Source organism: Hydrogenophaga luteola, assembly GCF_042648585.1.
Lineage (GTDB): Bacteria > Pseudomonadota > Gammaproteobacteria > Burkholderiales > Burkholderiaceae_C > Hydrogenophaga > Hydrogenophaga luteola.
In genome coordinates, this window is the sequence record NZ_JBHRXX010000007.1 from 461,493 (window position 1) to 484,358 (window position 22,866).

Sequence of the window (22,866 nt, forward strand, 5' to 3'; positions counted from 1 at the left end):
CCTGCGCCGCTGACGCGGCTTCCCCCCTGTGAGGGGGGACCACACCTGAGGCCCGGCGGAGCCGGTTCCTCGGTGTGTGCTGGATGGGGCACTTCCTCCGATGAAGTTCTGGAGAGGGCCCTGTCCATTTTTTTCGTCTGTTGTTTCTACCGGTTTCTGATCATGCGCACTTTTCTTCTCCTCTCCAGTCTTGTTCTCTCCACCGGCGCTGCCCACGCGGTCGATGAAGCGGCCGCGATCGAGCTGGCCAAGAACAATGGCTGCCTGTCCTGCCACTCGGCCAAGGAAAAGATCGTCGGCCCCGCCTACAGCGATGTGGCCGACAAGTACAGGAACGACAAGGACGCCGTGGCCAATCTGGTCCAGTCGATCCAGTACGGCAGCAAGGGCAAATGGGGCCGCATTCCCATGCCTGCGCACCCGAGCATGAGCGCGGCGGACATCAAGACCCTGGCGCAATGGGTCATGACCGCGCAACACTGACCGCGCTGGCCGCGGCGCTTTGCATGGGCGCCGCGGTGGCACAACCGGTCCTGCCCGAGGGTGAGAAGTCCCTCGTGGCGGTCGCGCGCGATGGCCAGCGCACCCGCATCGGCACCGTGACCTTCGGTGCTCCCAGTAGCGGCCGGGCCAGCTTCCTGGTAAAGATGGACCACGCGGTGATGCGCGACCACTTCCTCTCGATGCGCGAGTTCAAGTGCCTGCCGGCGGTGCAGGAGATCACCTGCTTCGTTCCTTATCCTTACCCGCACCCGGGCACGGTCGGCGCCGGTGACTACGCCTGGCTGGAGCACAACCTGCTGTTCTTCTTCAAGCAGCCGGCCGACTTCGGCGCCAAGCTCTGGAACGGCATCATCTTCAAGTTCGCCCTGACGCCGACGGGTCTGGTGGGCACACCTCAGGCGGTGGACCTCAACCGCATCGGCGTGCCGCCCGAGAAAGCCGACGAGCCGCCCTACGGCCGCTTCGACCGCGACGACTTCGCGCCCGGTGCGCGCTGGGTGCAGGAGCTGCGGATCGAGTGACGAGGGTGCGGGCCAGCGGCCCGCGCGCCCGTCTCAATCCTTGTCGCAGTCCGACTTGCCCAGCGCGTCGCAGTCGTCGTCGCTGTCGTCCGAATCGTCGTCGTGGTCGTCCCCGTCGTCATGGTCGTCGCCATCGTCGTCGTGGCAATCGGACTTGCCGGTGGCGGTGCAGTTGTCGTCGTTCGCGTCGTCATCGGAGCTGTCGTCACCGTCCTCGATCTTGACGCGGCTGGCCACTAGGACGCCGTTGGCCATGGTGCCGTAGACCTCGACGCGCATGCCCACGCTCAGGGTGCGCGGGGCGGCGCTGGCGTCGACGGGGATGCCGTCCACGCTGAAGCTGGTAGGGCTGGCGTAGGCCGTCACGCGGCCTTCCAGTTCGTTCGGGTTGGCGTTGTCGTCGTCGCGGTCGTCGCTGTCATCGAGTTCGACCTTGTTCGCCTGCAGCGTGCCATTGACCATTTCTCCATGGACCTCTACGCGACTGCCGGTGGTCATGCCCTGGGGCGTGGCGCTGGAGCCGCTGGCGTCTACCGGAATGCCATCGACGCTGAAGCTCTGCGGGCTCTCGTAGCTGGTCACGGTGCCGGTGAGGGACCGGCCGCTGGCGGTGGGGCTGCTGTCCCCGCTGCCACCGCCACAGGCGGCCAGGCCTGCCACCAGCAGGGACGTGGTGATCAGCCGCCATGCGGACAAGGACAAACGGGTTGACGTGGTGGGGGCGTGCGTCATGGTGAAGGGTCCTCGGTGTTGTTGTGAATGACGGTCGTGCTGCGCGCCAGCCTGTGGTGGCGCAGTCGCTCGCGTCGGCGCACAGGATCACTGGTGAGCATTAAGGCTGCCTGAAATGGCGAGGGGTTTTTCAATGCTTACCTTTGGTTGCGCGGCATCCGGCCAGGGCGCTGGCCTGAAACAAACGGACACCCAGGGTGGTACCCCGGTGGGTAGCATCCGTGCTCCGTCAACCACACAGGACAACAACCATGAAGACACCCCACACCACCTCTCTGACCAGTGGCCTGCTGGCCATCGCCGCGGTGGTCTGCATGGGTGCAGCCACGGCCGCCGACGTGGTGGTGACCGTCGGGACCACCCCGACGCCGACACCCACGGCGCCGACGACCTCGCCCTCGGCCCGCCAGCAGGAACTCACCATGCAGCTGGCCAAGGCCGATCTCAGCAAGCAGGGCATCACCGAACCGACCACCGAACAACTGGCTCTGGCGGCCAGCAATGTGCAGGCCCTGCGCGACAAGGGCATGGGCTGGGGTGCCATTGCGAACAGCCTGGGGCTGCGCCTGGGGGCGGTGGTCAGCGCGGCCAACCGAGCCGATCAGGCCGACAAGGAAGCCTTGCGCAGGACGAAGCCGCAGGACACGGTGAGCACCGACGCGCCCAAACAGGACCGCGTGGGCCTGGCGCTGGGACGTCCGTCCGATGCGGGCAAGGGCCGCAGCGACGGCGCTGGCAGCTCGGGCAACGCCGGTGGCGGCAAGGGTGGTGGCAACGGCGGCGGAAACAGCGGTGGCAAGGGCGGCGGCAAGAACTGACCGCTGAACGTGGGCCGAGTTGTTTAGCGCAGCTGCTCGGCCCGCAGCACGCCGCCGGTCATGAAACCCGTCGGGACTTTCTCTTCGCGCTCCAGCTTCACCAGACCCTTGCCCCTGCAGTACCACTCCCGGCTGATCAGGGGCACGTCGGTGAAGCCGTTGACCGGATCGGTGTAGAGGTTCAGCCGCGCCTGGCCCACCACACGCAGGCAGGGCCGGTGCTCGCTGCCGTCGGCCAGGGTCACCACGTCGTCCACCGCCTCGATGCGCCAGGTCATCTGGGCCTTGTGCGTGTGCTTCAGATCGCGCGGGTGTTCGTTTTTGCGTTGCAGAAGGTAAGGCACGGTGACCGTGGTCCACTCCGTGCCCACCGCATAGGGCGCCTTGAGGACCCACATGGGCTCCGCATCTGCCGTGGGTTGTTCATCGATGTCGGTGCGGGTGGCGATGCGGCGCACACCCTGCTCGTCGACCTTCAGGTAGTAGCTCACACCGGCCGAGTGGTGGCGCACAGCGACCGGCTGGTCCTGGAACACCGCCGGTTCGTCGACGCGCATCACCCACTGTTCAGGTTCGCGCGCCTCGTCTGTCTGATAGCTCACGGAAAGGGTCTGCTCGTCGCCGACGCGCAGCGGAAACCACTGATTGCCCAGGTCGCGGCCCGAGCAGGCAGACAGCAGCGCCAGCGGCGCGCAGAGGATGAAGTGGCGGCTCATTTTTCGGGCAGCTGAGCACGCGGGAGATCGCGCAGCTTGATCTCGACCTTGTCGTTGCTCGCCGGGCGCAACCAGGGCAGGCTGCCGGTGCCGCGCTTCGGCTCGGTCTCGCCGAGCTGGGTGTTGCCGTCGCGCGCCTTCTTGATGCCATCGCCCAGGATTCGGTGCAGGTCCTTTTCGTAGGGCAGCTTGAACTGGCGCGGCATGGCCAGCGGTGCATCGTCCTTCATCGGGTGCACCCATAGAAAGATCGCACCCGGGTGGCCCCGCCCCGGGCTGGGTTCGTCGAACACCGCCGACAGCAGCACGAACTGGCGCGGCAGTTCGTCCTCCGCCGGCCAGCCGGCCAGACCGCGGAAGGTCTGGAACGAGAACACATAGAAGCCACTGACCAGCACCACCAGCGAAGCCTTCAGGCCCCAGTGCCAGCGCGTGCCCAGGCACAGGATCAGCAGCAGGAAGGCCAGCAGCGCGTAGGCGATGGACAGCAGCAGCAACTGGGAAGAAACGGCAGGAATCATGGTTCTTGTTGTGATGGGGTTCAGAGCCCGGCGCGCTGCACGATGGTCTTGGGTGTCGTTGAAAGCGCCAGCACCTGGCCCGCTTCGTCCAGCGTGAAGCGCACCAGGGTGCGTTCGTCGCCCTTGCGCGGAATCTGCTGGGTGCCGGTGTAGACGATCTCGGCCTGCGGGTTGACCTTCACCACCGCAACCGTCACGTCCACCGGCTGCTGGTCGCCGCTGTCGTAGTAGTGGGCGTTCACCACGTATTCGCCCGGCACGATGCCGCGCAGGGTCACGATCTCCTGGCGGATGGCGCTGCTGATCAGCTTGCCGTTGACCAGCACGCTGTTGTTCTTGGCGCCGCGATCGTCTCGGTCCAGGTGCAGCATGCCGGCGTCGCGTTGCCGGAACCACAGGGTCCTGCCGCCGGGTTCGAGCACCCAGGTGTCCACGTCGTTGGGGTTGTTGTCGGGCCACGAGACCGTCACCATGAATTCGGCCTTGGCCGGCACGTCGCCGGCCTTGCGGGCCTGCGGGTTGAAGGCCAGGATGGCGATGACGAAGCAGAAGACGAAGGCGATCAACATGTTGAACAACATGTCGTAGAACGGATCGGCCTCGGTGTCACGGACCGGTCGGCCGATCGCCATCGCGCAGTCCTTCGTTCTTGAGCGAGATTGCCAGCGCGTCGGCCACCAGCGCGTCGGCAAAGCGGTCCAGCCGCATCAGCTGCAGGCCCAGCAGGATGTTGCCAGTCAGGCCCGTCACCGTGGTCAGCAGCGCGATGCCCAGGCCACCGGTCAGGCTCTTGAGCAGCTGGGCGCTCTGGCTGGGGTCGAAGCTGTCCATCTGGCCCAGCTGCAGCGCGAGGATGGAAAAGCCGATCACCTTGCCCAGCAGGCCCAGCTTGAGCTGGATGCCGTTGAGCCACCAGGCCATCTCGTGCGGGCCGTGCGCATGTTCGCCCAGCACCTGCAGCCACGACGCCCGGTCGGCGCCGGGCTGTTCGGTGCCCTGCAGGAACTCGCTGCTCCAGCCCTGCGCCCGACCCGCATCGAGCGCGCTGCGCTGGCGCCCCAGCTCCCAGGCACGGCGCCCCGCCCAGAGCGAGCAGCCGATGAACAGCACCACGATCACCAGCGTCAGGTGCGTGGGGTCGGCTTCCACCAGACGGTGCCAGGCGCCTGCGCGCCAGAGCAGCCAGGCCGCGAACACCAGCAGACCCATGTAGGCCAGCCAGAGCAGGAACAGGCCCTGGTCGCTGCGCTCAATGTTCAGTGTCGGGCGCGATGCACCGGGCATGCGCCGCACCAGCAGGGCGCCGAACATGCGGTGGGTGGTGCTGCTCATGGCGACGGATGCAAGACCCGCGATTCCGCATCGCTGCGGAACACGATCGGGATGTTGCGACGCTTGGGCGCGTCGCGCACCACCGCCACCACCTTCTCGTGGTGCGCCGACTTGCTGCACACCGGGTCGGTCTCGGCAGGGTCGCCCGTGAGCAGGAAGGCCTGGCAGCGGCAGCCGCCGAAGTCCTTGTGCCGCTCGTCGCAGCTGCGGCAGGTCGGCTTCATCCAGGCGTCGCCGCGGTAGGTGTTGAACGCGTTGCTGCGCTGCCAGATGTCGGCAATCGACACGTCCTTCACATTCGGCAGCTGCAAGCCGGGCAGGTCGCGCGCGTTGTGGCAGGGCATGGCCAAGCCGTCGGGCGCAATGGACAGGAACACCGCACCCCAGCCGTTCATGCAGGCCTTGGGGCGTTCCTCGAAATAGTCGGGCACGACGAAAAGCACGCGGCATTTGTGACCGTCGGTCTTCGCGTCCTGCTCGGCGCGGTACGCGTTGACCTCGGCCTCCGCCTGCGCCAGTTCCTCGCGCGTGGGCATGAGGTGGTCGCGGTTGACCCAGGCCCAGCCGTAGTACTGGGTGTTGGCCAGTTCCAGGTACTCGGCCTCCAGCGCCACGGCCATGTCGATGATCTTGCGCACGTGGGGCAGGTTGTGCCGGTGCAGCACGCAGTTCATCACCATCGGCCAGTCGTGCGCCTTGATGAGCTTGGCCACGCGCTGCTTGAGGTCAAAGGTCTTGGTGTGGCTCAGGAAGTCGTTCAGCTCTTTGGTGGAGTCCTGGAACGAGAGCTGCACATGGTCCAGCCCGGCGTCCTTGAGTTTCTGCGCCCGCGCGGGTGTCAGGCCTACGCCCGAGGTGATGAGGTTGGTGTAGTAGCCCAGGCGGTGCGCTTCCTGCACCAGCTCTTCGAGGTCGTCGCGCAGCAGCGGCTCGCCACCCGAGAAGCCCAGCTGCGCCGCGCCGAGCTTGCGCGCCTGCGTCATCACGTCGACCCACTGCGCAGTCGTCAGCTCGTCCTTCACCTGCGCATGGCGCGTGGGGTTGTAGCAGAACACGCAGTGCAGCGGGCACTGGTAGGTGAGCTCGGCCAGCAGCCACAGCGGCGGGCCGGCGGGGATGGGCGTTGCGCTCAGAAGCTCAGTCGATCCAGCCACGGCGTTGGCCCTCTTCGAGCAGGTTGCGGACTTCCGGGCCGATGCCCTGCGCGTTGAACGCGGCTTCCAACTCGCTCACGATGGCGTCGACCGAGCGCGCCCCATCGCAGCGCTTGAGGATCTCGGCCGCGCTCGGGTTGAGCTGCACCATGCCTTCGGGGTAGAGCAGCACCCAGCGCGACTGCGCTTCTTCGTACTGCAGCCGGAAACGGCGCGAGAGCCGGGGGTGTTCGGGCAGGATGGCTGTCATTGACATGCCTTCTCAATCGCGTCGAGCATGGTCCACAGAATGTCCAGCTTGAACTGCAGGATGTCCAGCGCGTGGTGTTGCTGCTCGCGGGTCTGGAAATGCGCCAGCGTCACGCGCAGGCCGTGTTCCACGTCGCGGCTGGCCAGCGGGATGCGGCTGCGGAAGTAGGCCAGGCCGTTGGATTCGATCCAGGGGTAGTGCGTGGGCCAGGTGGCCAGGCGGTCCTTGTGGATCTGCGGCGCGAACATCTCGGTCAGCGACGAGCACACCGCTTCCTGCCAGGGCGCCTTCGCCGCGAAATTCACATAGGCGTCGCAGGCGAAGCGCACCGCCGGCACCACGTGCTGCAGCGACCACAGCTCTTCGCGCGAGATGCCCACCGCTTCGCCCAGCCGCGTCCAGGCCTCGATGCCGCCGGCAGCAGAGCCCTGGTGATCGCCATGGCCGTCGTGGTCGAGGATGCGCTCGACCCAGAGGCGCCGGTGCTCGCGGGCGGGCATGTTGGCCAGAATGGCGGCGTCCTTGCGCGGGATGCAGATCTGGTAGTAGAAGCGGTTGGCCACCCAGCAGCGGATCTCGTCGGGCGTGCAGCCGCCCGAGTTCATGCGCACGTTGAACGGGTGGTGGATGTGGTAGCTGCGGCCCTTGTCGCGCAGCTGGGCTTCGAACTCTTCGGCGCTCCAGGCCGGCAGGCCGGCGTGGGGGCGATGGTGGTGGGCGATCTCCATGGCGTGCTCAGAAATGAATGTCCATGCCGTCGTGGGCGACCTCGATGCCGTGGGCCGTGAGTTCGGCGCGCTCGTCGGAGTCTTCCACCAGCATCGGGTTGGTGTTGTTGATGTGGATGAGGATCTTGCGCACGCCGGCGGGCAGACGGTCCAGCCGTTCGATCATGCCGCCCGGGCCGCTCTGCGGCAGGTGCCCCATGTCCAGCGCGGCCTTGGCCGAGAGGCCCAGGCGCTGCATCTCGTCGTGGGTCCAGAAGGTGCCGTCGACCAGGACGACCGCGCAACCGCTCATGAGTTCGATGAGCTGTTCTGTGACCTCGGCCAGGCCAGGCGCGTAGAAGGCCTTGGCGCCGGTGGCCGGGTTGGTGATCAGCAGCCCGATGTTGTCGCCCGGCCGCGGGTTGCCGCGGAAGGGCGAGTACGGCGGCGGTTTGGACGAGAGCGAGACGGTGTGCAGCTGCAGGCCGGGCAGGGCGGCGATGTGCACCGCGCTGCCGTCGATGGGCAGCTCCTGGCGCGCCGTGTCGCAGTAGTGCGAGAGGATTCCGGTGATGGGGAAGCCGCTGCCGATGTCGGAGAAGACCTCGGGCGTGGCCAGCAGTGGCAGCGGCGTCTTGCGCTCGCGCAGCATCAGCAGGCCGGTGACGTGGTCGATCTGCGCGTCCATCAGCAGTACGGCGGCGATGCCGCTGTCGCGGATGGCTCGGCCCGGCTGCAGCTCGGGGTTGTCGCGGATCTGGGTGAGGATGTCGGGCGAGGCGTTGACCAGCAGCCAGTCCTGGCCGTTGTCGCTCACCGCAATCGAGGACTGGGTGCGGGCGCGGGCCTTGAGCGTGCCCCGGCGCAGGCCGCTGCAGTTGGGGCAGTTGCAGTTCCACTGCGGGAAACCGCCGCCGGCGGAAGAACCTAGGACGCGGATGCGCATGGATGGGAAAGGCAGGGGTGGAAAAAAGGCGCACGTGTGCGAGCACCCGTGCGCCTGAGGTCGCTTGCGCTGGTGGTCAGCGGTTGGCGATGTACATCGTGATTTCGAAACCGAAGCGCAGGTCGGTGAAGGCGGGGGTGGTCCACTGCATGTCTTGTCTCCAAAGTAAGGTTGGCATGAATCGTGACTGCTAACCTGCCTGCCTCGTCGCAGTTCAAGTCGCACCCGATATGAGCAAATTCGATGCCACCACGTCAAGCCCCTGGCGGCGCCAGCGGGATCTGTACCGTGGCGGACCACACCACCTGGCCTGGCATCTGGGGGGAAACCCTGAGGGCGCACCCTGGCTGGTGCTGCACGGTGGTCCGGGCAGCGGCGCGAACCCCGGTCTGCTGGCGCCTCTGGATCTGTCGCGGCACCTGGCCATCGTGCCCGATCAGCGGGGCAGCGGCGCCAGCAGACCGCGCGGGAGCATCGTGCGCAACCACACGGCGGCGCTGGTGTCCGACCTAGAAACCCTGCGGCGGCAGCTGGGGCTGGAGCGCTGGTCGCTGCTGGCTGGCTCCTGGGGCACGGTGCTCGCGCTGGCCTACGCGCAGGCCCATCCGCAGCGGGTGCAACGGATGGTGTTGCGCGGCGCCTTCGCGCTGTCGCGGCGGGAGATCGGTGGCCTGTTGAATGGCGCGGCATCAGGGAAGACCCTGAGTGTTCCTGTGACCTTCTGGCCAGCGCCACGCAGTGTGGCACTGCCCGCGCTGCTGGCTCGTCTGTGCCAGTTGCTCCAATCCGGTACACCCGCTGTTGCAGGTCTGGGCGCGGCGCGGCGCTGGGCACTGCTCGAATCGCGCGCCGCGGCGCGGGGCCTGTGGCGCGCGCTGCTTGCTGCCGAAGGGTCCGTGGCCGCAGGCCGAGCTGCCTGGGCTTCCCAGCGGCGGCGCGATAGGCGCATGGCGGCGGGGTTCCAGCGCCGTGGGGGCCGCATCGACGGCACGGACCGGGCGCTGCTGCGCAAATTCCGCATCCAGTCTCACTACCTGTTGCGGCGCGGCTTTGTGCGACCGGGCGGGCTGGACCGGGCGGTGCGTGTGGTCGCGCTCGCGGGTGTGCCGGTGGACTGGGTGCACGGCGCGTTTGACGCGGTGTGCCCGCCGCAGAACAGCCGGCGCTGGCATGCGCAGATGGAGCGCCTCGCGCCCGGAAGTTCCTCGCTCACGCTGACCCGCGCCGGACACCTGGGCCACGAGCCACACACGCTGGCCGCGCTGCGCCAGAAGGTGAGGCGGTCGTGAGACCCGGCTTGATGGCCTGGTATCGCTGGGTGCTGGCCGTGCTGCTCCTTGGGCAGGTCGCGTCTCTCCGGGCGGCCCCGGACTGCGACTCGCTGCAGCCGGTGCCCTGGCGCGCCGTGGCGCCGGGCGCCTGGGTCTGGCTGCCACCGGACGGCAGCGATGTGTCGGCCGACAACGCCGGCCATGTGGTGCCCACCAGCGTGCTGGTGTCAGGGCGCCAGGCGCTGGTCATCGACCCCGGGCCCAGCCACTGGCACGGCGAACGTGTGCGGCGTTCGCTGGCCTGCCGCTTTGGCGCGCAGGTGCGCTGGATCGTCAACACCCACGCGCATTCCGAGAACGTGCTGGCCAACTCAGCCTTTGCCGCCGACGTGGCCGCCGGCCGCACGCAGATCCTTGCGACCGCAGCCACCCGCGAAGGCATGGCGCTGCGCTGCCCGGACTGTCTGGCCAGCCTGACCCGGCGGGTGGGTGAAGCCGGCATGGCGGGCACGCGCATCGTGCTGCCCACGCGCACGTTGTCCGAAGGCGAGGTGCTGCGCCTGGGTCGCTGGCGATTGCGCGTGATGCGGGTGGAGCACGCGCACACCGAGGGCGACCTGGTGCTGTGGGACGCGCGGCAGCGCGTGTTGTGGGCCGGTGGGCTCGTCTACCAGCGCCGTGTGCCCGAACTCGCGCAAGGTCATCTGGAGGGCTGGATCGCTGCACTGGACCGGCTGCAGGCTCTGGGGCCCAGGCAGGTGATCGCCACCACCTGGTCGGTCGCGCCAACGTCGGGACACCCGTCCGCGCTGCAGGACACGCGCGCCTACCTCGGCGCGCTGCGCGATAAGACCTTGCAGGCCATGGACGAAGGCGGACAGCCGCAGGAGATCGACCGCGTCGCCTTGCCCGCCTTCCGCGACTGGGCGGGCTACGAGGAAAGGCACGGCTTCAACGTGCTGCGCGCCTGGCGCGAACTGGAGCCCGTGTGGATGGACCGCCAGCCCTCAGCCCAACAGATCGGGCGGTAGCAGGTGCTTCTTTCGGTAGATCGTGTTGCGCGAGACGCCCAGCGCTTTGGCCGCGGCCGACACATTGCCGCCGTGCAGGCGCAGCATCTGCGCCATCGCGCTGATCGCCACGTCCTGCAGCTTCTGTCCATCCACCGTGGGTTCGGGCATGGGCGGCGCGCTGGGCACCTCCGGCAGCGAGGCGTCGACGGTCGGTACCGGCGTGCTCAGGCGCTGCGCCACCGGGTGCGGCAGGCCGTGTTCCAGCTCTTCGAGGAAGTCGTCCGGCAGGTGCTCCATGTCGATCATGCCGGCACAGCCGACCATCACCACCGCCGTACGCAGCAGGTTGTGCAGCTGGCGGAAGTTGCCCGGCCAGTGGTAGCGCTTGAAGATGTCCATCACCCGCGGTGCGATGCCTATGTTCTGGCCGCTCTCGCACAGCGACTTGACGATCTTTTGCACCACCAGGTCGAAGTCGGTGCGCTCGCGCAGCGCCGGCAGGCGCACCACCAGGCCGTTGAGACGGTAGTAGAGGTCTTCGCGGAAGTCGCCGCGCGCGATCATGTCCTTGAGGTTCTTGTGGGTGGCGCTGACGATGGCCACGTCCACGTCGACCTCCTTGCCCGCACCCAGCGGACTCACCCGCCGCTCCTGCAGCACACGCAACAGCCGCGCCTGCAGGTGCTTGGGCATGTCGCCGATTTCGTCGAGGAACAGCGTGCCACCGTTGGCTTGCAGGATCTTGCCGATCGAGCCCTTCTTGCGCGCGCCGGTGAAGGCGCCTTCTTCGTAGCCGAACAGCTCCGACTCGATCAGGGTGTCGGGAATGGAGGCGCAGTTGACCGAGACAAAGGGCTGGCCCGAGCGGTTGGAGTCGCCGTGGATGGCCTGCGCCAGCAGGTCTTTGCCGGTGCCGGTCTCGCCCAGGATCATCACCGGGATGTCCTTGCCCGAGACCATGCGCAGCTTGTGGATCACGGCCGAGACCTGCGGGTCGCCGGTGTCCAGGTACTGCAGCGTGGAGAGGTGCGGCTTGCGCGGCACCACCTTGGCCACCGCAGGCGAGGGTGTGGCGGCGGCCTGTTCTTCGGCCTGCTGCGGCGTCACCGGCATGGGCCGGCCTGCGTTCCAGGGGTTGGCCGCCTTGATCTTGACGCGGCACCACACGGCCACGCCGTTGTGCAGCACCAGCTGCTTGGGCGTGGGAAGGGTGCCGCTGAACAGGTCGACCAGCGAGGAGATCGGGATGCCGAACAGCGAGGAGAAGGTGTGGGCCTTGAGCGCAGCAAACGGCAGCCCGATCTGGAACTGTGCGCTGCGGTTGGCCGAGATGAAGCGGCCCTCGGGCGAGAACACCGCGATGCCTTCGACCAGGGTGCCGAGAAACTCCGAGCGGGTGTGGAAGTGCACCCGGATCGCCTTCGGGAAGATGTCGGCGAACATGTGGTTCTCGATCATCTGCGCCGACATGCGCACCAGGGCCAGCGTGTGCTGGTGAAAGCTGCGCTGGTCGCCGGTCACGTCCAGTGCGCCGATGACCTGACCGTAGGGGTCGAAGATCGGCGAGCACGAGCAGGTCAGGAACTTGTTGGCGTTCAGGAAGTGCTGGTTGCCATGGACGGTGAGCGCCTCTTCTTCGGTCAGCGCGGTGCCGATCGCGTTGGTGCCCTTGGTCTGCTCGGACCAGTCCATGCCGGGCATCAGCGCCACGCGCGAGGCTTTTTCCAGGAAGTCGTTGTCGCCCAGCGAGTGCAGCACCATGCCCTTGGCCGAGGTCAGCAGCACCATGCTGTGGGTGTTGGCGATCTGGTCGTACAGCGTCTCCATGACCGGTGCCGCGTGCTGGAACAGGAAGCGGTTTTCGTCCAGGGCGCTGGTCAGGTCGCCACGCAGCGGGCTGGAAAAGTCGGGTTCGCTCTGTTCGGTGATGCCGAATGCACGCGAGCGCTGATGCGACTGGCCGATCGGATCATGTCCGGCCTCGTGGGGGGCAGAAGGCATGCTGACACGCTCTCGGCCGGGTGGCGTGTACATGGCGGCACTCATGTTGTCTCCAGGGTCCGGGGGAAGGCCTCCCCAGTAATCCATCGACCAGTTCGGCTCGATGGGGCCGAACTGAAGCGGATCGTGGTCGTTGCTGTCCTGACTCATGTGATTTTCTTCATATCTGTGCCACGAATCAACAGTGGGAAATCCCTGAATGAAACAAGCTGTGGCGGGTGCCTCCTTCCGGTACAAAGCAAATCCCCGGCCAGCTCACAGTGGCCCCTTGTGCCCGTTCGGAATGGGACAGTGGTGGGGGTGTGGGACAACGGGGTGGTTCAATTTGGAACACATGGGCATTGCAATTGGGCCGGGATGCGGGTGACACAGAGGCGGTTCTTTTTGTGGCCCGCTTATTGCTGACCGGGTGTCAGAAGCCCTTTTTTCTGAACCTGGAGACAAGCCCATGAACGTCCGTTTTTCCCTCGCATCCCGACGCGCTGTCGCCCTGCTGGTGGCCGGCCTGACCGCCACCGCTGTGTATGCCCACGGGGACGTGGTCCCGCAGGCCGTGGACACCAGCACCCTGCCGCAGCTGGGCGCCAAGTGGCTGGACGCCAACCCCTACAACGAGCAGAGCCCGGCCCGCAAGGAGGCGCTGCGCATCGGCACCTCAGCCTACAACCAGAACTGCGCCCGCTGCCATGGCCTGGAAGCCATCTCCGGCGGCATCTCGCCCGACCTGCGCAAGATGGACAGCGACTGCTCCGGCCTGGCCGACGCGGCCAAGAAGGCCTCCTGCATGAAGGAAATGGACGACTACTTCATCTCCACCGTGCGCCGCGGCCGCGTGCGCGACGGGCGTGTCTACATGCCGCCGTTCGAAGGCACGCTGACGCAGGAAGCGATCTGGACCATCCGCACCTACATCGAGACCCGCCGCGAACCCTGAGCCCACGCCACCGGCGGGGCCGTCAGCGACAACATCACAGAGAGACAAGACCCATGACCGACTCCACCCTGAAGACTTCCAGGGGCCTGCGCCGCCGCGAAGCGCTGGCGCTGCTGCCGGCCGCGCTGGCCATGCCCTGGCCGGTGCTGGCGCAGACCGACCTGAGCGACCTGGCGCGCATCCGCGCCAACGGGGCGCTCAAAGTCGCGGTGTACAAGGACAACGCACCGTTCTCCAGCGGCCCGGCCACGGACATGAAAGGCCTGGACGTGTCACTGGCCGAGGCGCTGGCCCGCCAGATGAATCTCAAGCTCTCGCTGCTGCCGTTCGACGCAGGCGAGAACATGAACGACGATCTGCGCAACATGGTCTGGCGCGGCCACTACCTGGGCTACGGGCCGGCCGACGTGATGCTGCAGGTGCCGGCCGACCGCTTCCTGGCCAATGGGAACCCGCAGGTGACGATCATGGCGCCCTACATGCGCCAGTCGAATGTGCTGCTGCACGACAGCCGGCGTCTGGCCTCGGCCGCTTCCCCCGAAGACCTCAAGGGCCTGCCGCTGGCGGCTGAGCGCGGCGCGGGGGCGGCCAGCGTGCTCATGGGCTATGGCGGTGGGCTGTTGCGCAACCAGGTCTCGATCTACCCCTCGGGCGTCGAGGCCGCGCAGGCGGTGATCGACGGCAAGGCCGCAGGCGCGTTCGTGCTGCGGGCGCAGGCCGAGGCCGCGCTGTTCCAGCGCAAGGCGTCGGTGGAGCAGTTCCCGCTGTCCAAACTCAACCTCAACAACGGCATTGCCGACACCGGCTGGCCGGTGGGCATGGCGATCAAGGCGGCCCACAAGGACCTGGCGACCGCGCTGGACACGGCCATGAAAGCACTGCGCGAGAGCGGCGAGCTGCTGGCCATGTTCAAGCAACATGGCTTGACCCTTACGGCTCCTTGAAGGAAGCGCAGCCGGAGCGCGCGCCCCCAGACCAGTCGCCCCGTTGGACCGGCTTTGCCGGACCACAGGGGCGGTCCCCTCGCGCAGCAGGGGGGAAGCCGCGCAGCGGCGCAGGGGGCTATTTCTTTTTCGTGAGTTTGCGGTAGACCGTCGCGCGGCTGATGCCGAGCGCGCGGGCCGCTTCCATGACGTTGCCGCGCGCGTCTTCCACCGCGCGGCGGATCAGGGCGGCCTCCACGTCCTTGAGCGGCACACTGTGGCTGGCCGGGCGCGGCGAGCCGGAGACGCGGCCTGGTCCCTGGGCCAGCAGTTGCAGCCGCAGGCCGGACCACAGCGGCACCTCGAACGCCGGGCGCTGCGCGCGGGCCGCGTCGAACAGGCCATCGGTGGGCACCGCGAAGACCTCGCTGCAGTGCATCGCGCCCTCCTGCGGCATCAGGCCCAGCATGTCGGAGGCCGCGCGGTTGGCGCCGATGATGCGGCCGTCGTCGTCCACACAGACCAGGCCGTCGTTGTCGTCGCCGAGCACACGGCCCGGCCAGTTCAGGCGCAGCAGCATGCGGTGCGGGCGCGAGGTGGTCAGCGCGTTCTCGATGCTGCGCGCCGACTGCGTCACCAGGTGCTTGAGGGCGGGTTGTTCCGCCACGTCGATACCCGTCAGGTCCAGCATGCCGACGCAGTGACCGTCCGGCCCCCAGATCGGCGCGCCGGCGCAGCTGAAGGCGCCGTTGTCGTGGAAGAAGTGTTCGCCGCGGTGCAGCCAGACCGGCTCGTGGTCGGTCAGCGTGGTGCCGATGGCGGTGGTGCCGACGGCGCGCTCGGAGAGGTCGACCCCCACGCGCGCGATGGCCGCGGCCCGCGGGTTGTTGCGGTCGACCGGGCCGTCCACGTCGATCACCGTGCCGCGGGCGTCCGTGAGGATGGCGAAGTAGCGGGTGTGCACCATCGCCCGCGAGAGCGAGCGGATCACCGGCGCGGCGGCCTGGATCAGGGGCTGGCTCGCCTCCAGCGCCTGGCGCATGCCGCTGGCCGACACCGGCTCGAAGGCCACGCGCTGGTGCGGGTCCTGTCCCATGGCCAGGCAGCGACGCCAGGAGCGTTCGATCGGAGCGGCCAGCCAGGGTGAGGGGGCGCTGTCGCGCGCCTCCAGCACCGACAGGCGCGCACGTTCGATCAGGGCCAGACGCTGGTCAGGGAGCAGGGGGGAATGGACGGTGGTGGTCACATCGGCCTCGGCGTTCGTGGGCGGAACGACAGTGTTGCAGATTGAGACAGTGCCCGGGCAGGCACCCGGACAATGCACCTCTTTTGCAGTCAACCGCAAGTCACATGCCACGCCGTGGCCGGGGCGGCGGCGCTCAGGCCACGCGCGACGCGCTGAAGCAGACGGCGCCGCCGTCGTCCGCGCTGCGGGGCTGGAGCTGGTCCTTGGCCGGACCGACCTGGGCGTCGCGCGGCAGCGCCACACCGTTCTTCACCGCCAGCACCTCGGCCATGATGCTGACCGCGATTTCCGAGGGCATCTTGCTGCCGATGTAGATGCCGATGGGGCCGCGCATGGCGGCCAGGCTCTCTCCGGTCTGGTCGAAGTGTTCGATCATGCGCGCGCGCCGGGCCTCGTTGTTGCGGCGCGAGCCGATGGCGCCGACGTAGAAGGCCTCGGTGCCCAGGGCTTCGAGCAGGGCCAGGTCGTCGAGCTTGGGGTCGTGCGTGAGCGCGATGACGCAGGTGCGGCGGTCGACGCCGAAGGCCTGCACCACGTCGTCGGGCATGCCGGTGAGCAGCTTGGCGCCGGGCACGTTCCAGCTGCCGCGGTACTCCTCGCGCGGGTCGCAGACCGAGACCGAGAAGCCGCAGAAGATCGCCATGGTCGAGAGGTACTCGGCCAGCTGGCCGGCGCCGATCAGCAGCATGCGGTATTCGGGCCCGAAGGTGTTGCGCAGCACGCGCCCATCGTCGCTTAGCGCCTGCGGCCGCTCGCAGGCCGCGACCGTGACGTGTCCGGTGGCTAGGTCGGTGCTGCGCTGCATCAGCCGCCCCTCGCCCAGCGCCGTCACCAGCGTTGCCAGAGCGTCGGTGTCGGGGTTGAACTCCAGCATCAGTTCCAGCGTGCCGCCGCAGGGCAGGCCGAAGCGGTGGGCCTCGTCGGCGCTGACGCCGTACTTCACGCGCTCCGGCGGGCCGTCGGGGATGTCGTGGGTGCCCGCGCCCGCAGCGCCGTCCGCGCGTCGGTAGCGGTAGATCAGGTCGTCCTCGATGCAACCGCCCGAGACCGAACCGATCACGGCGCCGGTCTCGCACAGCGCCATGATCGAACCGACCGGGCGGGGCGAGGACCCCCAGGTGCGGATCACCGTGGCCAGCAGCGCGCGCTGGCCTTGCTGGCGCCATTGCAGCAGTTGGCGCAGCACCGTGATGTCGAGGTTTTCCATGGCGTCTCCAGTACAGGCGGCAATTGTGAGCGGAGCAGGCCTCAGCGGCTGAACCACCACAGGGCCAGCAGCATCACACCACCCGCGATCCAGACCCAGGTGGGAATGCTCCCCCCGCTGGGGGCGGTGGCCTCGGCCACGGCCACCGGTGCCTCGCCCGCCGCAGCGGCCTGCGCCGCGGCATCGCGTGCGGCGTAGGCTTCGGGGTGGGCCTGTTGCATGGCCTCGTCGAAGCGCTTGAAGAAGTCTTCGGCCATCGACTTGGCCGTGCCGTCGATCAGGCGCTGGCCCAGCTGCGCCACCTTGCCGCCGACGGTGGCGTGCACGGTGTAGTCGAGCTCGCAGCCGCTGCCGTTTGGCGTCAGCCGGACCTCGGCCGTGCCTTTGCCGAAGCCGGCCACACCGCCCTGGCCCTCGAAATTGATCTTGTAGGACTCGGGCGCGACGATGTCCGAGAGCAGGATCTTTCCAGCGAACTTGGCCGCCACCGGCCCGATCTTGACCGCCATGCCCACCGCGTACTGGTTCTCGCCCGTGGCCTCGACCTTGTCGCAGCCGGGGATGCAGGCCTTGAGAACGGCGGGGTCGTTGAGCGCGTCCCAGGCCTGTTGCTGGGTGACGGCCAGGGAGCGGTTGCCTTGCATGTCCATGGTGGTGTGTCCTCTTTGTTTTGGGGTTTCTGAGTGAATGGGTCAGCGCCGCAGCACGGCCGCGATGCTGGCGGCCAGGTCTTCGAGCTTGCTGAGGTTGTGCACGGCGAGCATGCCGTGCGCGTGGTGGTGCAGGGCCGCGGCGCCCCGGGCCAGCGGGGCATAGCCCTCGAAGCGCAGCAGCGGGTTGAGCCAGAGCAGTCGGCCGCAGCGCCGCCGCAGCCAGGCCAGCGATTCGGACAGCGCCTCGGGCTCGCCGGTGTCCAGGCCGTCGCTGACGATCAGCACCAGCGTGCGGCGGCCAACCAGGCGGCGCGCGTGCTGCTGCTGCAGCGCCTGCAGCGAGGCGCCGAGCTGGGTGCCGCCGGCGAAGTCGGCGATCAGCTCGTTGGCGGCGACCAGCATGTCGTCGGTGTCGGCGAGCCGGAAGGCCGGTGTGAGGTCGGTCAGCCGGGTGCCGAAGGCGAACACGTCGCGGCGCCGGTGGTGGCGCGTGGCCGCGTGCAGGAAGGCCAGCAGCAGCCGGGTGTAGCGCTCCATCGAGCCCGACACGTCCACCAGCACCATCAGCGGCAGTGGCTGCTCACGGCGCGAGAGCTGCGGCAGTTCCATCAGCTCGCCGCCGTGGCGCACCGCGCGGCGCAGAGCGCGCTGCCAGTGCGGCCGCGTGCCGCCAGGGCCGGGCTGGCTGCGGCGCGAATCGTAGGTCGGCAGCGGCAGGCGGATGTCGCGCGCCAGCCGCTCCACCAGCCGGTACTCGGTGCCCGAGAGGGTGTTGAAGTCGGCATGGTGCAGGCGCCGGATGTCGCTGGCCGTCATGGCGGCGTCGAACTCGACCTTCTGGTCTTCCTGTTTCGGCTTGGCCTGCTGCCCGAAGCTCTTCTGAGGCGACAGCGCTTCGCGCACGCGCGGCCGGCGCTGGCTCGGCTCGGCCTTGCCCTCGGCGCTGGGCAGCAGCTGCGACAGCAGCTTCTGCGCGATCTCGGGGTTGCGGAAGTAGGTGTCGAACAGCTCGCGGAACACCAGGCGGTCCTGCTCGCGGGTCACGAACACCGCCTCCATCGCCGCGCTCACGTCCTCCTTGCGCTCCAGCCCGACCGCCATGGCGGCGCGCGTGGCCAGCGCAATGCGCGAGCTGTCCACGCGCACGCCGGCGCGGCGCAGCGCGCGGCCGAAGCCGGCGATGTTGTTGGCCAGTTTGCCGGTGCGGGCGTCTCCGAGCTGCATGAGCGGCGGACTCAGGCGGGCGTGTCGGCCGGCTTGAGCAACTCGGCGGCCATGTCGCGCGTGAGTGCGGCCACGTCCTCGCGCTGCTTGAAGAGGATGCCGGCGGTGTCGCTCAGCACCTCGGGGTCGACCGACAGCGTGTCCAGCGCCACCAGCGCCTTGGCCCACTCGACGCTCTCAGCGATGCCGGGCGAGCGCTGGAAGGCATTGGCAAAGGGCTGGCTGCGCAGACGCTGCACCACGTCGGCCACCTGGGTCGCCAGCGCGGCCGAGGCCTGCGGCACCTGGGCGCGCACGATGTCCAGCTCGCGCTCGCGCTCGGGGTAGTCGAGCCAGTGGTAGAGGCAGCGGCGCTTGACCGCGTCGTTGAGCTCGCGCGTGCGGTTGCTGGTGAGGATGGTGACCGGCGGGCAGGCGGCGCGCACCGTGCCGAACTCGGGAATGCTGACCTGGTACTCGCCCAGGTACTCCAGCAGGAAGGCCTCGAAGGGCTCGTCGGCGCGGTCGACCTCGTCGATCAGCAGCAGGGCGCCGGGCTCGGGCGCCTGCAGCGCCGCCAGAAGCGGCCGCTTGATCAGGTAGCGCTCCTGGTAGACCTCGCGTTCGATGCGCGCCACCTCATCGGCGCCGCCGTCCGTGTGTGCCACTTCGAGTCGGGTCTGTGCAGCGCGCATGTGCAGCAGCTGCGCGGCGTAGTTCCATTCGTACAGTGCCTCGCGCTGCTCCAGCCCGTCGTAGCACTGCAGGCGCAGCAGGGCGCGGCCCAACGCCACCGACAGCGCCTTGGCCAGCTCGGTCTTGCCCACGCCCGGTTCGCCTTCGAGCAGCAGCGGGCGCTGCAGCTTCAGGGCCAGGAACACGGCGGTGGCCAGGCGGCGGTCGGCGTAGTAGCCGGCCGACTGCAGGGCGTGCATCAGGACGTCGATCGAGGCAAAAGCGCTCATGGGAATGTTCTGTGAAGGAAAAAGGGCCCCGGGTCGGTGAACGCGGGGCCCTGGCGGTGACAGCCGGAAATCAGGCCAGCTGGGCGACGGCGCGCTGGGTCAGCACGCTGATCAGGTTCGCACGGTAGGCCGCGCTGGCGTGCAGGTCGGCACTGCAGTCGTCGGCGCTGATCTTCACGCTGGCGGCGGACTGCGGCGTGAAGCTGGCGTTCAGCGCGGCTTCCAGACCGGCGTGGCGGAACACGCCGTTGCCGGCGCCGGTCACTGCCACGCGCACGCCGCCGTCGGTCTGCGCCACGAACACACCGATCAGCGCAAAGCGCGAGGCCGGCTGGTTGAACTTCAGGTAGGCCGCCTTCTTCGGAATCGGAAAGCTGATCGCGGTGATCAGCTCGCCGTCTTCCAGCGCGGTGGTGAACATGCCCTGGAAGAAGTCGTCGGCGGTGATCTTGCGCTTCGTGGTGTGCACCGTGGCCCCCAGACCGAGCACAGCGCTGGGGTAGCAGGCGGCGGGGTCGTTGTTGGCGACCGAGCCACCCAGCGTGCCCATGACGCGCACCTGCTTGTCGCCGATGTGGCCGGCCAGGTGCGTGAGGGCGGGAATGGCGGCGGCCACCTCGGCGCTGTTGGCCACGTCGATGTGGCGCGTCATGGCGCCAATCACCAGGGCGTTGCCCTCCTTGCGGATGCCGGCCAGTTCCTTGACGCCCCCGAGGTCGACCAGCTGGCCGGGATCGGACAGGCGCAGCTTCATCGAGGCCAGCAGGGTCTGGCCGCCGGCCAGGGGCTTGGCGCCTGCGGCGGCGGCTTTCTGTGCGTCGGCCAGAGTGGCGGGTTTGTCGAGCGTGAATGCGTACATGGTGTCCTCCTCCCGGTCAGGCCTTGGCGGATTGAATGGCTTCCCACACACGCCCCGGCGAGGCGGGCATGTCGAACTCCTTGACGCCCAGCGGACGCAGGGCGTCGAGCACGGCGTTGATCACCGCGGGTGGCGAACCGATGGCGCCGGCCTCGCCGCAGCCCTTGGTGCCCAGCGGGTTGTGGGTGCAGGGGGTGCAGATGGTGCCGATCTTGAACTCGGGGAAGTCGTCGGCGCGCGGCATGGCGTAGTCCATGAACGAGCCGGTCAGCAGCTGGCCGGACTCCTTGTCGTAGACGCAGTTCTCCAGCAGCGCCTGACCGATGCCCTGCACGATGCCGCCGTGCACCTGGCCCTCGACGATCATCGGGTTGATGATGGTGCCGAAGTCGTCGACGGCGGTGAACTTGTCGACGCGGGTCTTGCCGGTCGCGGGGTCCACCTCGACCTCGCAGATGTAGGTGCCGGCCGGGAAGGTGAAGTTGGTCGGGTCGTAGAACGCGGTCTCGTTCAGGCCCGGCTCCAGCTTGTCCAGCGGGTAGTTGTGCGGCACATAGGCGGTCAGCGCAACCTGGCCGAAGGTGACCTTCTTGTCGGTGCCCTTCACGGTGAACTCGCCGTTGGCGAACTCCACGTCGGCGTCGCTGGCCTCCATCAGGTGGGCCGCGATCTTCTTGGCCTTGGTCTCGATCTTGTCGAGCGCCTTCATGATCGCCGCACCACCGACCGAGATCGAGCGCGAGCCGTAAGTGCCCATGCCGAAGGGCACGCGACCGGTGTCGCCGTGCACCACGTCCACCGCCTCGACCGCGATGCCCAGTCGCGCGGCCACGACCTGCGCGAAGGTGGTTTCGTGGCCCTGGCCGTGGCTGTGCGAGCCGGTGAAGACCGTCACGCTGCCGGTGGGGTGCACACGCACCTCGCCGCACTCGAACAGGCCGGCCCGCGCACCAAGGGCGCCCGCGATGTTCGACGGCGCGATGCCGCAGGCCTCGATGTAGCTGCTGTAGCCGATGCCGCGCAGCAGGCCTTTGGCCGCGCTGGCGGCCTTGCGCTGCTCGAAGCTGGCCACGTCGGCCATGTCTTCGGCCTTGGTCAGCGCGCCGAGGTAGTCGCCCACGTCGTACTGCAGGGCCACCGGCGTCTGGTAGGGCCAGCTGTTGATGAAGTTGCGCTTGCGGATCTCGGCCTGCGACAGGCCCAGGTCCCAGCCGCAGCGGCTCACCAGGCGCTCCAGCAGGTAGGTGGCCTCGGGGCGGCCGGCGCCGCGGTAGGCGTCGACCGGCGCGGTGTTGGTGAACCAGGCGTCCACTTCCACGTAGATCTGCGGGCAGGTGTACTGGCCGGCCAGCAGGGTGGCGTAGAGGATGGTCGGCACCGCCGACGCGAAGGTCGAGAGGTAGGCGCCCATGTTGGCGTCGGTGTGCACCCGCATCGCCAGGAACTTGCCGTCCTTGTCCATCGCCATCTCGGCGTGGCTGATGTGGTCGCGGCCGTGCGCATCGGTCAGGAAGGACTCGCTGCGTTCGCAGGTCCACTTGATGCTGCGATTGGTCTGCTTGGCGGCCCAGGTCAGGGCCACGTCCTCGGCGTAGAGGAAGATCTTGGAGCCGAAGCCGCCGCCCACGTCGGGCGCGATCACGCGCACCTTGTGCTCTGGCAGGCCGAGCACGAAGGCGGTCATCAGCAGGCGCTCGACGTGCGGGTTCTGGTTCGCGACGTAAAGGGTGTATTCCTCGGTCGCGCGGTTGTAGCTGCCGATGGCCGCGCGCGGCTCCATGGCGTTGGGCACCAGGCGGTTGTTGGTCAGGTCGATCTTGGTCACATGTGCCGCGTTGGCGAACGCGGCATCGACCTGCGACTTGTCACCGATGGCCCACTTGTAGCAGTGGTTGTCCGGCGCGGCGTCGTGCAGGGCGGGGCCCTTGCTGGCTTCGCGCATGTCGATCACGGCCGGCAGCACGTCGTAGTCAACGTCGACCGCCTCGGCGGCGTTCTTGGCCTGCTCCAGCGTGTCGGCGATCACCATGGCCACCTGGTCGCCGACGTAGCGTGCCTTGCCGATGGCGAGGATCGGGTGCGGCGGCTCCTTCATCGGCGTGCCGTCGGTCGAGGTGATCAGCCAGCCGCAGGGCAGCCCGCCCATCTTGCCGTCGATGTCGGCGCCGGTGAAGACGGCCACCACGCCCGGCATCGCCTTCGCGCGCGAGGTGTCGATGCCCTTGATGGCGGCGTGCGCGTGCGGACTGCGCACGAACACCGCGTAGGTCTGCGCGGCCTGCGTGATGTCGTCGGTGTACTGGCCAGCACCGGTGAGGAAACGGTAGTCCTCCTTGCGGCGGACGGGTTCGCCGATGTGCGGCAGGTTGCTGATGTCGGATGCACCCATG

25 protein-coding genes are annotated in these 22,866 nt (G+C 68.3%); 7 read left to right on the forward strand and 18 right to left on the reverse strand.

Going from position 1 to position 22,866, the window contains the following annotated elements:
* The first annotated feature begins 162 nt into the window (after window positions 1-162).
* Together ACFOPI_RS16910 and ACFOPI_RS16915 are read left to right on the forward strand one after the other, a co-directional pair.
* A complete protein-coding gene (locus tag ACFOPI_RS16910) occupies window positions 163-483 on the forward strand; it encodes a c-type cytochrome (RefSeq protein WP_382176252.1) in 321 nt (106 codons plus the stop codon).
* The gene (locus ACFOPI_RS16915) at window positions 459-1,025 is read left to right on the forward strand and encodes a hypothetical protein (RefSeq protein ID WP_382176255.1); all 567 of its coding nucleotides are present in this window, start codon (window positions 459-461) and stop codon (window positions 1,023-1,025) included. Before ACFOPI_RS16910 ends, ACFOPI_RS16915 begins: the two co-directional genes overlap by 25 nt.
* A 33-nt stretch (window positions 1,026-1,058) precedes the next feature.
* Here the strand turns inward: ACFOPI_RS16915 and ACFOPI_RS16920 are convergent, their stop codons facing one another.
* On the reverse strand, window positions 1,059-1,757 hold the full coding sequence (locus ACFOPI_RS16920; RefSeq protein ID WP_382176257.1) for a DUF5666 domain-containing protein: 699 nt from the start codon (window positions 1,755-1,757) through the stop codon (window positions 1,059-1,061).
* Window positions 1,758-2,008: 251 nt separating this feature from the next.
* Here ACFOPI_RS16920 and ACFOPI_RS16925 point away from each other — a divergent pair, with 251 nt between their 5' ends.
* Window positions 2,009-2,575, forward strand: coding sequence for a hypothetical protein (locus ACFOPI_RS16925; RefSeq protein WP_382176260.1), 567 nt, complete (start codon window positions 2,009-2,011; stop codon window positions 2,573-2,575).
* Between the two features lie 23 nt (window positions 2,576-2,598).
* Here ACFOPI_RS16925 and ACFOPI_RS16930 read toward each other — a convergent pair whose 3' ends face one another.
* The 9 genes from ACFOPI_RS16930 to pqqA form a co-directional block, all read right to left on the reverse strand.
* The gene (locus ACFOPI_RS16930; protein WP_382176263.1) at window positions 2,599-3,291 is read right to left on the reverse strand and encodes a hypothetical protein; all 693 of its coding nucleotides are present in this window, start codon (window positions 3,289-3,291) and stop codon (window positions 2,599-2,601) included.
* Entirely contained in the window at window positions 3,288-3,812 is a 525-nt protein-coding gene (locus ACFOPI_RS16935) for a hypothetical protein (protein WP_382176266.1), read from the reverse strand. Before ACFOPI_RS16935 ends, ACFOPI_RS16930 begins: the two co-directional genes overlap by 4 nt.
* Before the next feature lie 20 nt (window positions 3,813-3,832).
* Window positions 3,833-4,444 carry a hypothetical protein gene (locus tag ACFOPI_RS16940; RefSeq protein ID WP_382176269.1) on the reverse strand — a complete coding sequence of 204 codons (612 nt, stop codon included), beginning with the start codon at window positions 4,442-4,444 and terminating at the stop codon, window positions 3,833-3,835.
* Window positions 4,419-5,144, reverse strand: a complete 726-nt coding sequence (locus ACFOPI_RS16945; RefSeq protein WP_382176272.1) for a hypothetical protein — start codon at window positions 5,142-5,144, stop codon at window positions 4,419-4,421. Before ACFOPI_RS16945 ends, ACFOPI_RS16940 begins: the two co-directional genes overlap by 26 nt.
* Window positions 5,141-6,298: a pyrroloquinoline quinone biosynthesis protein PqqE gene (pqqE, locus tag ACFOPI_RS16950; RefSeq protein ID WP_382176275.1), complete on the reverse strand. Its 1,158-nt coding sequence runs from the start codon at window positions 6,296-6,298 to the stop codon at window positions 5,141-5,143. The genes ACFOPI_RS16945 and pqqE overlap by 4 nt, the downstream gene beginning before the upstream one ends.
* Window positions 6,282-6,554 (reverse strand): pyrroloquinoline quinone biosynthesis peptide chaperone PqqD, encoded by a 273-nt coding sequence (pqqD, locus tag ACFOPI_RS16955; protein WP_382176278.1) that lies wholly within the window; start codon window positions 6,552-6,554, stop codon window positions 6,282-6,284. The genes pqqE and pqqD overlap by 17 nt, the downstream gene beginning before the upstream one ends.
* Window positions 6,545-7,276, reverse strand: coding sequence for a pyrroloquinoline-quinone synthase PqqC (gene pqqC / locus ACFOPI_RS16960; RefSeq protein WP_382176280.1), 732 nt, complete (start codon window positions 7,274-7,276; stop codon window positions 6,545-6,547). Before pqqC ends, pqqD begins: the two co-directional genes overlap by 10 nt.
* Before the next feature lie 7 nt (window positions 7,277-7,283).
* Entirely contained in the window at window positions 7,284-8,201 is a 918-nt protein-coding gene (pqqB, locus tag ACFOPI_RS16965; RefSeq protein WP_382176282.1) for a pyrroloquinoline quinone biosynthesis protein PqqB, read from the reverse strand.
* Between the two features lie 76 nt (window positions 8,202-8,277).
* Window positions 8,278-8,352 carry a pyrroloquinoline quinone precursor peptide PqqA gene (pqqA, locus tag ACFOPI_RS16970; protein ID WP_068167214.1) on the reverse strand — a complete coding sequence of 25 codons (75 nt, stop codon included), beginning with the start codon at window positions 8,350-8,352 and terminating at the stop codon, window positions 8,278-8,280.
* Between the two features lie 79 nt (window positions 8,353-8,431).
* Here pqqA and ACFOPI_RS16975 point away from each other — a divergent pair, with 79 nt between their 5' ends.
* A complete protein-coding gene (locus ACFOPI_RS16975; RefSeq protein WP_382176284.1) occupies window positions 8,432-9,490 on the forward strand; it encodes an alpha/beta fold hydrolase in 1,059 nt (352 codons plus the stop codon).
* On the forward strand, window positions 9,487-10,503 hold the full coding sequence (locus ACFOPI_RS16980; RefSeq protein WP_382176287.1) for an MBL fold metallo-hydrolase: 1,017 nt from the start codon (window positions 9,487-9,489) through the stop codon (window positions 10,501-10,503). Before ACFOPI_RS16975 ends, ACFOPI_RS16980 begins: the two co-directional genes overlap by 4 nt.
* On the opposite strand, the gene ACFOPI_RS16985 is transcribed toward ACFOPI_RS16980, so the two are convergent.
* Window positions 10,480-12,531 carry a sigma-54-dependent Fis family transcriptional regulator gene (locus ACFOPI_RS16985; protein ID WP_382176289.1) on the reverse strand — a complete coding sequence of 684 codons (2,052 nt, stop codon included), beginning with the start codon at window positions 12,529-12,531 and terminating at the stop codon, window positions 10,480-10,482. The two genes, ACFOPI_RS16980 and ACFOPI_RS16985, sit on opposite strands and share 24 nt — an antisense overlap.
* Before the next feature lie 403 nt (window positions 12,532-12,934).
* Here ACFOPI_RS16985 and pedF point away from each other — a divergent pair, with 403 nt between their 5' ends.
* Together pedF and ACFOPI_RS16995 are read left to right on the forward strand one after the other, a co-directional pair.
* The gene (gene pedF, locus ACFOPI_RS16990; protein WP_066155669.1) at window positions 12,935-13,420 is read left to right on the forward strand and encodes a cytochrome c-550 PedF; all 486 of its coding nucleotides are present in this window, start codon (window positions 12,935-12,937) and stop codon (window positions 13,418-13,420) included.
* A gap of 53 nt (window positions 13,421-13,473) precedes the next feature.
* Window positions 13,474-14,364 carry a substrate-binding periplasmic protein gene (locus ACFOPI_RS16995; RefSeq protein WP_382176292.1) on the forward strand — a complete coding sequence of 297 codons (891 nt, stop codon included), beginning with the start codon at window positions 13,474-13,476 and terminating at the stop codon, window positions 14,362-14,364.
* Between the two features lie 118 nt (window positions 14,365-14,482).
* Here ACFOPI_RS16995 and ACFOPI_RS17000 read toward each other — a convergent pair whose 3' ends face one another.
* The 7 genes from ACFOPI_RS17000 to ACFOPI_RS17030 all read right to left on the reverse strand — a co-directional run bounded on the left by ACFOPI_RS17000 (window position 14,483) and on the right by ACFOPI_RS17030 (window position 22,865).
* Entirely contained in the window at window positions 14,483-15,589 is a 1,107-nt protein-coding gene (locus ACFOPI_RS17000) for a helix-turn-helix domain-containing protein (protein ID WP_382176295.1), read from the reverse strand.
* A gap of 133 nt (window positions 15,590-15,722) precedes the next feature.
* Window positions 15,723-16,796, reverse strand: a complete 1,074-nt coding sequence (locus ACFOPI_RS17005; RefSeq protein WP_382176298.1) for an XdhC family protein — start codon at window positions 16,794-16,796, stop codon at window positions 15,723-15,725.
* A gap of 41 nt (window positions 16,797-16,837) precedes the next feature.
* Complete coding sequence (locus tag ACFOPI_RS17010; RefSeq protein ID WP_382176301.1) at window positions 16,838-17,446, reverse strand: CoxG family protein; 609 nt, start codon at window positions 17,444-17,446, stop codon at window positions 16,838-16,840.
* Window positions 17,447-17,488: 42 nt separating this feature from the next.
* Entirely contained in the window at window positions 17,489-18,673 is a 1,185-nt protein-coding gene (locus ACFOPI_RS17015; RefSeq protein WP_382176304.1) for a vWA domain-containing protein, read from the reverse strand.
* An 11-nt stretch (window positions 18,674-18,684) separates the two neighbouring features.
* Window positions 18,685-19,617, reverse strand: coding sequence for an AAA family ATPase (locus ACFOPI_RS17020; protein WP_382176306.1), 933 nt, complete (start codon window positions 19,615-19,617; stop codon window positions 18,685-18,687).
* A 70-nt stretch (window positions 19,618-19,687) separates the two neighbouring features.
* Window positions 19,688-20,476 (reverse strand): FAD binding domain-containing protein, encoded by a 789-nt coding sequence (locus tag ACFOPI_RS17025; RefSeq protein ID WP_382176308.1) that lies wholly within the window; start codon window positions 20,474-20,476, stop codon window positions 19,688-19,690.
* A gap of 16 nt (window positions 20,477-20,492) precedes the next feature.
* Entirely contained in the window at window positions 20,493-22,865 is a 2,373-nt protein-coding gene (locus ACFOPI_RS17030) for a xanthine dehydrogenase family protein molybdopterin-binding subunit (protein WP_382176310.1), read from the reverse strand.
* Between the last annotated feature and the right edge of the window lies 1 nt (window position 22,866).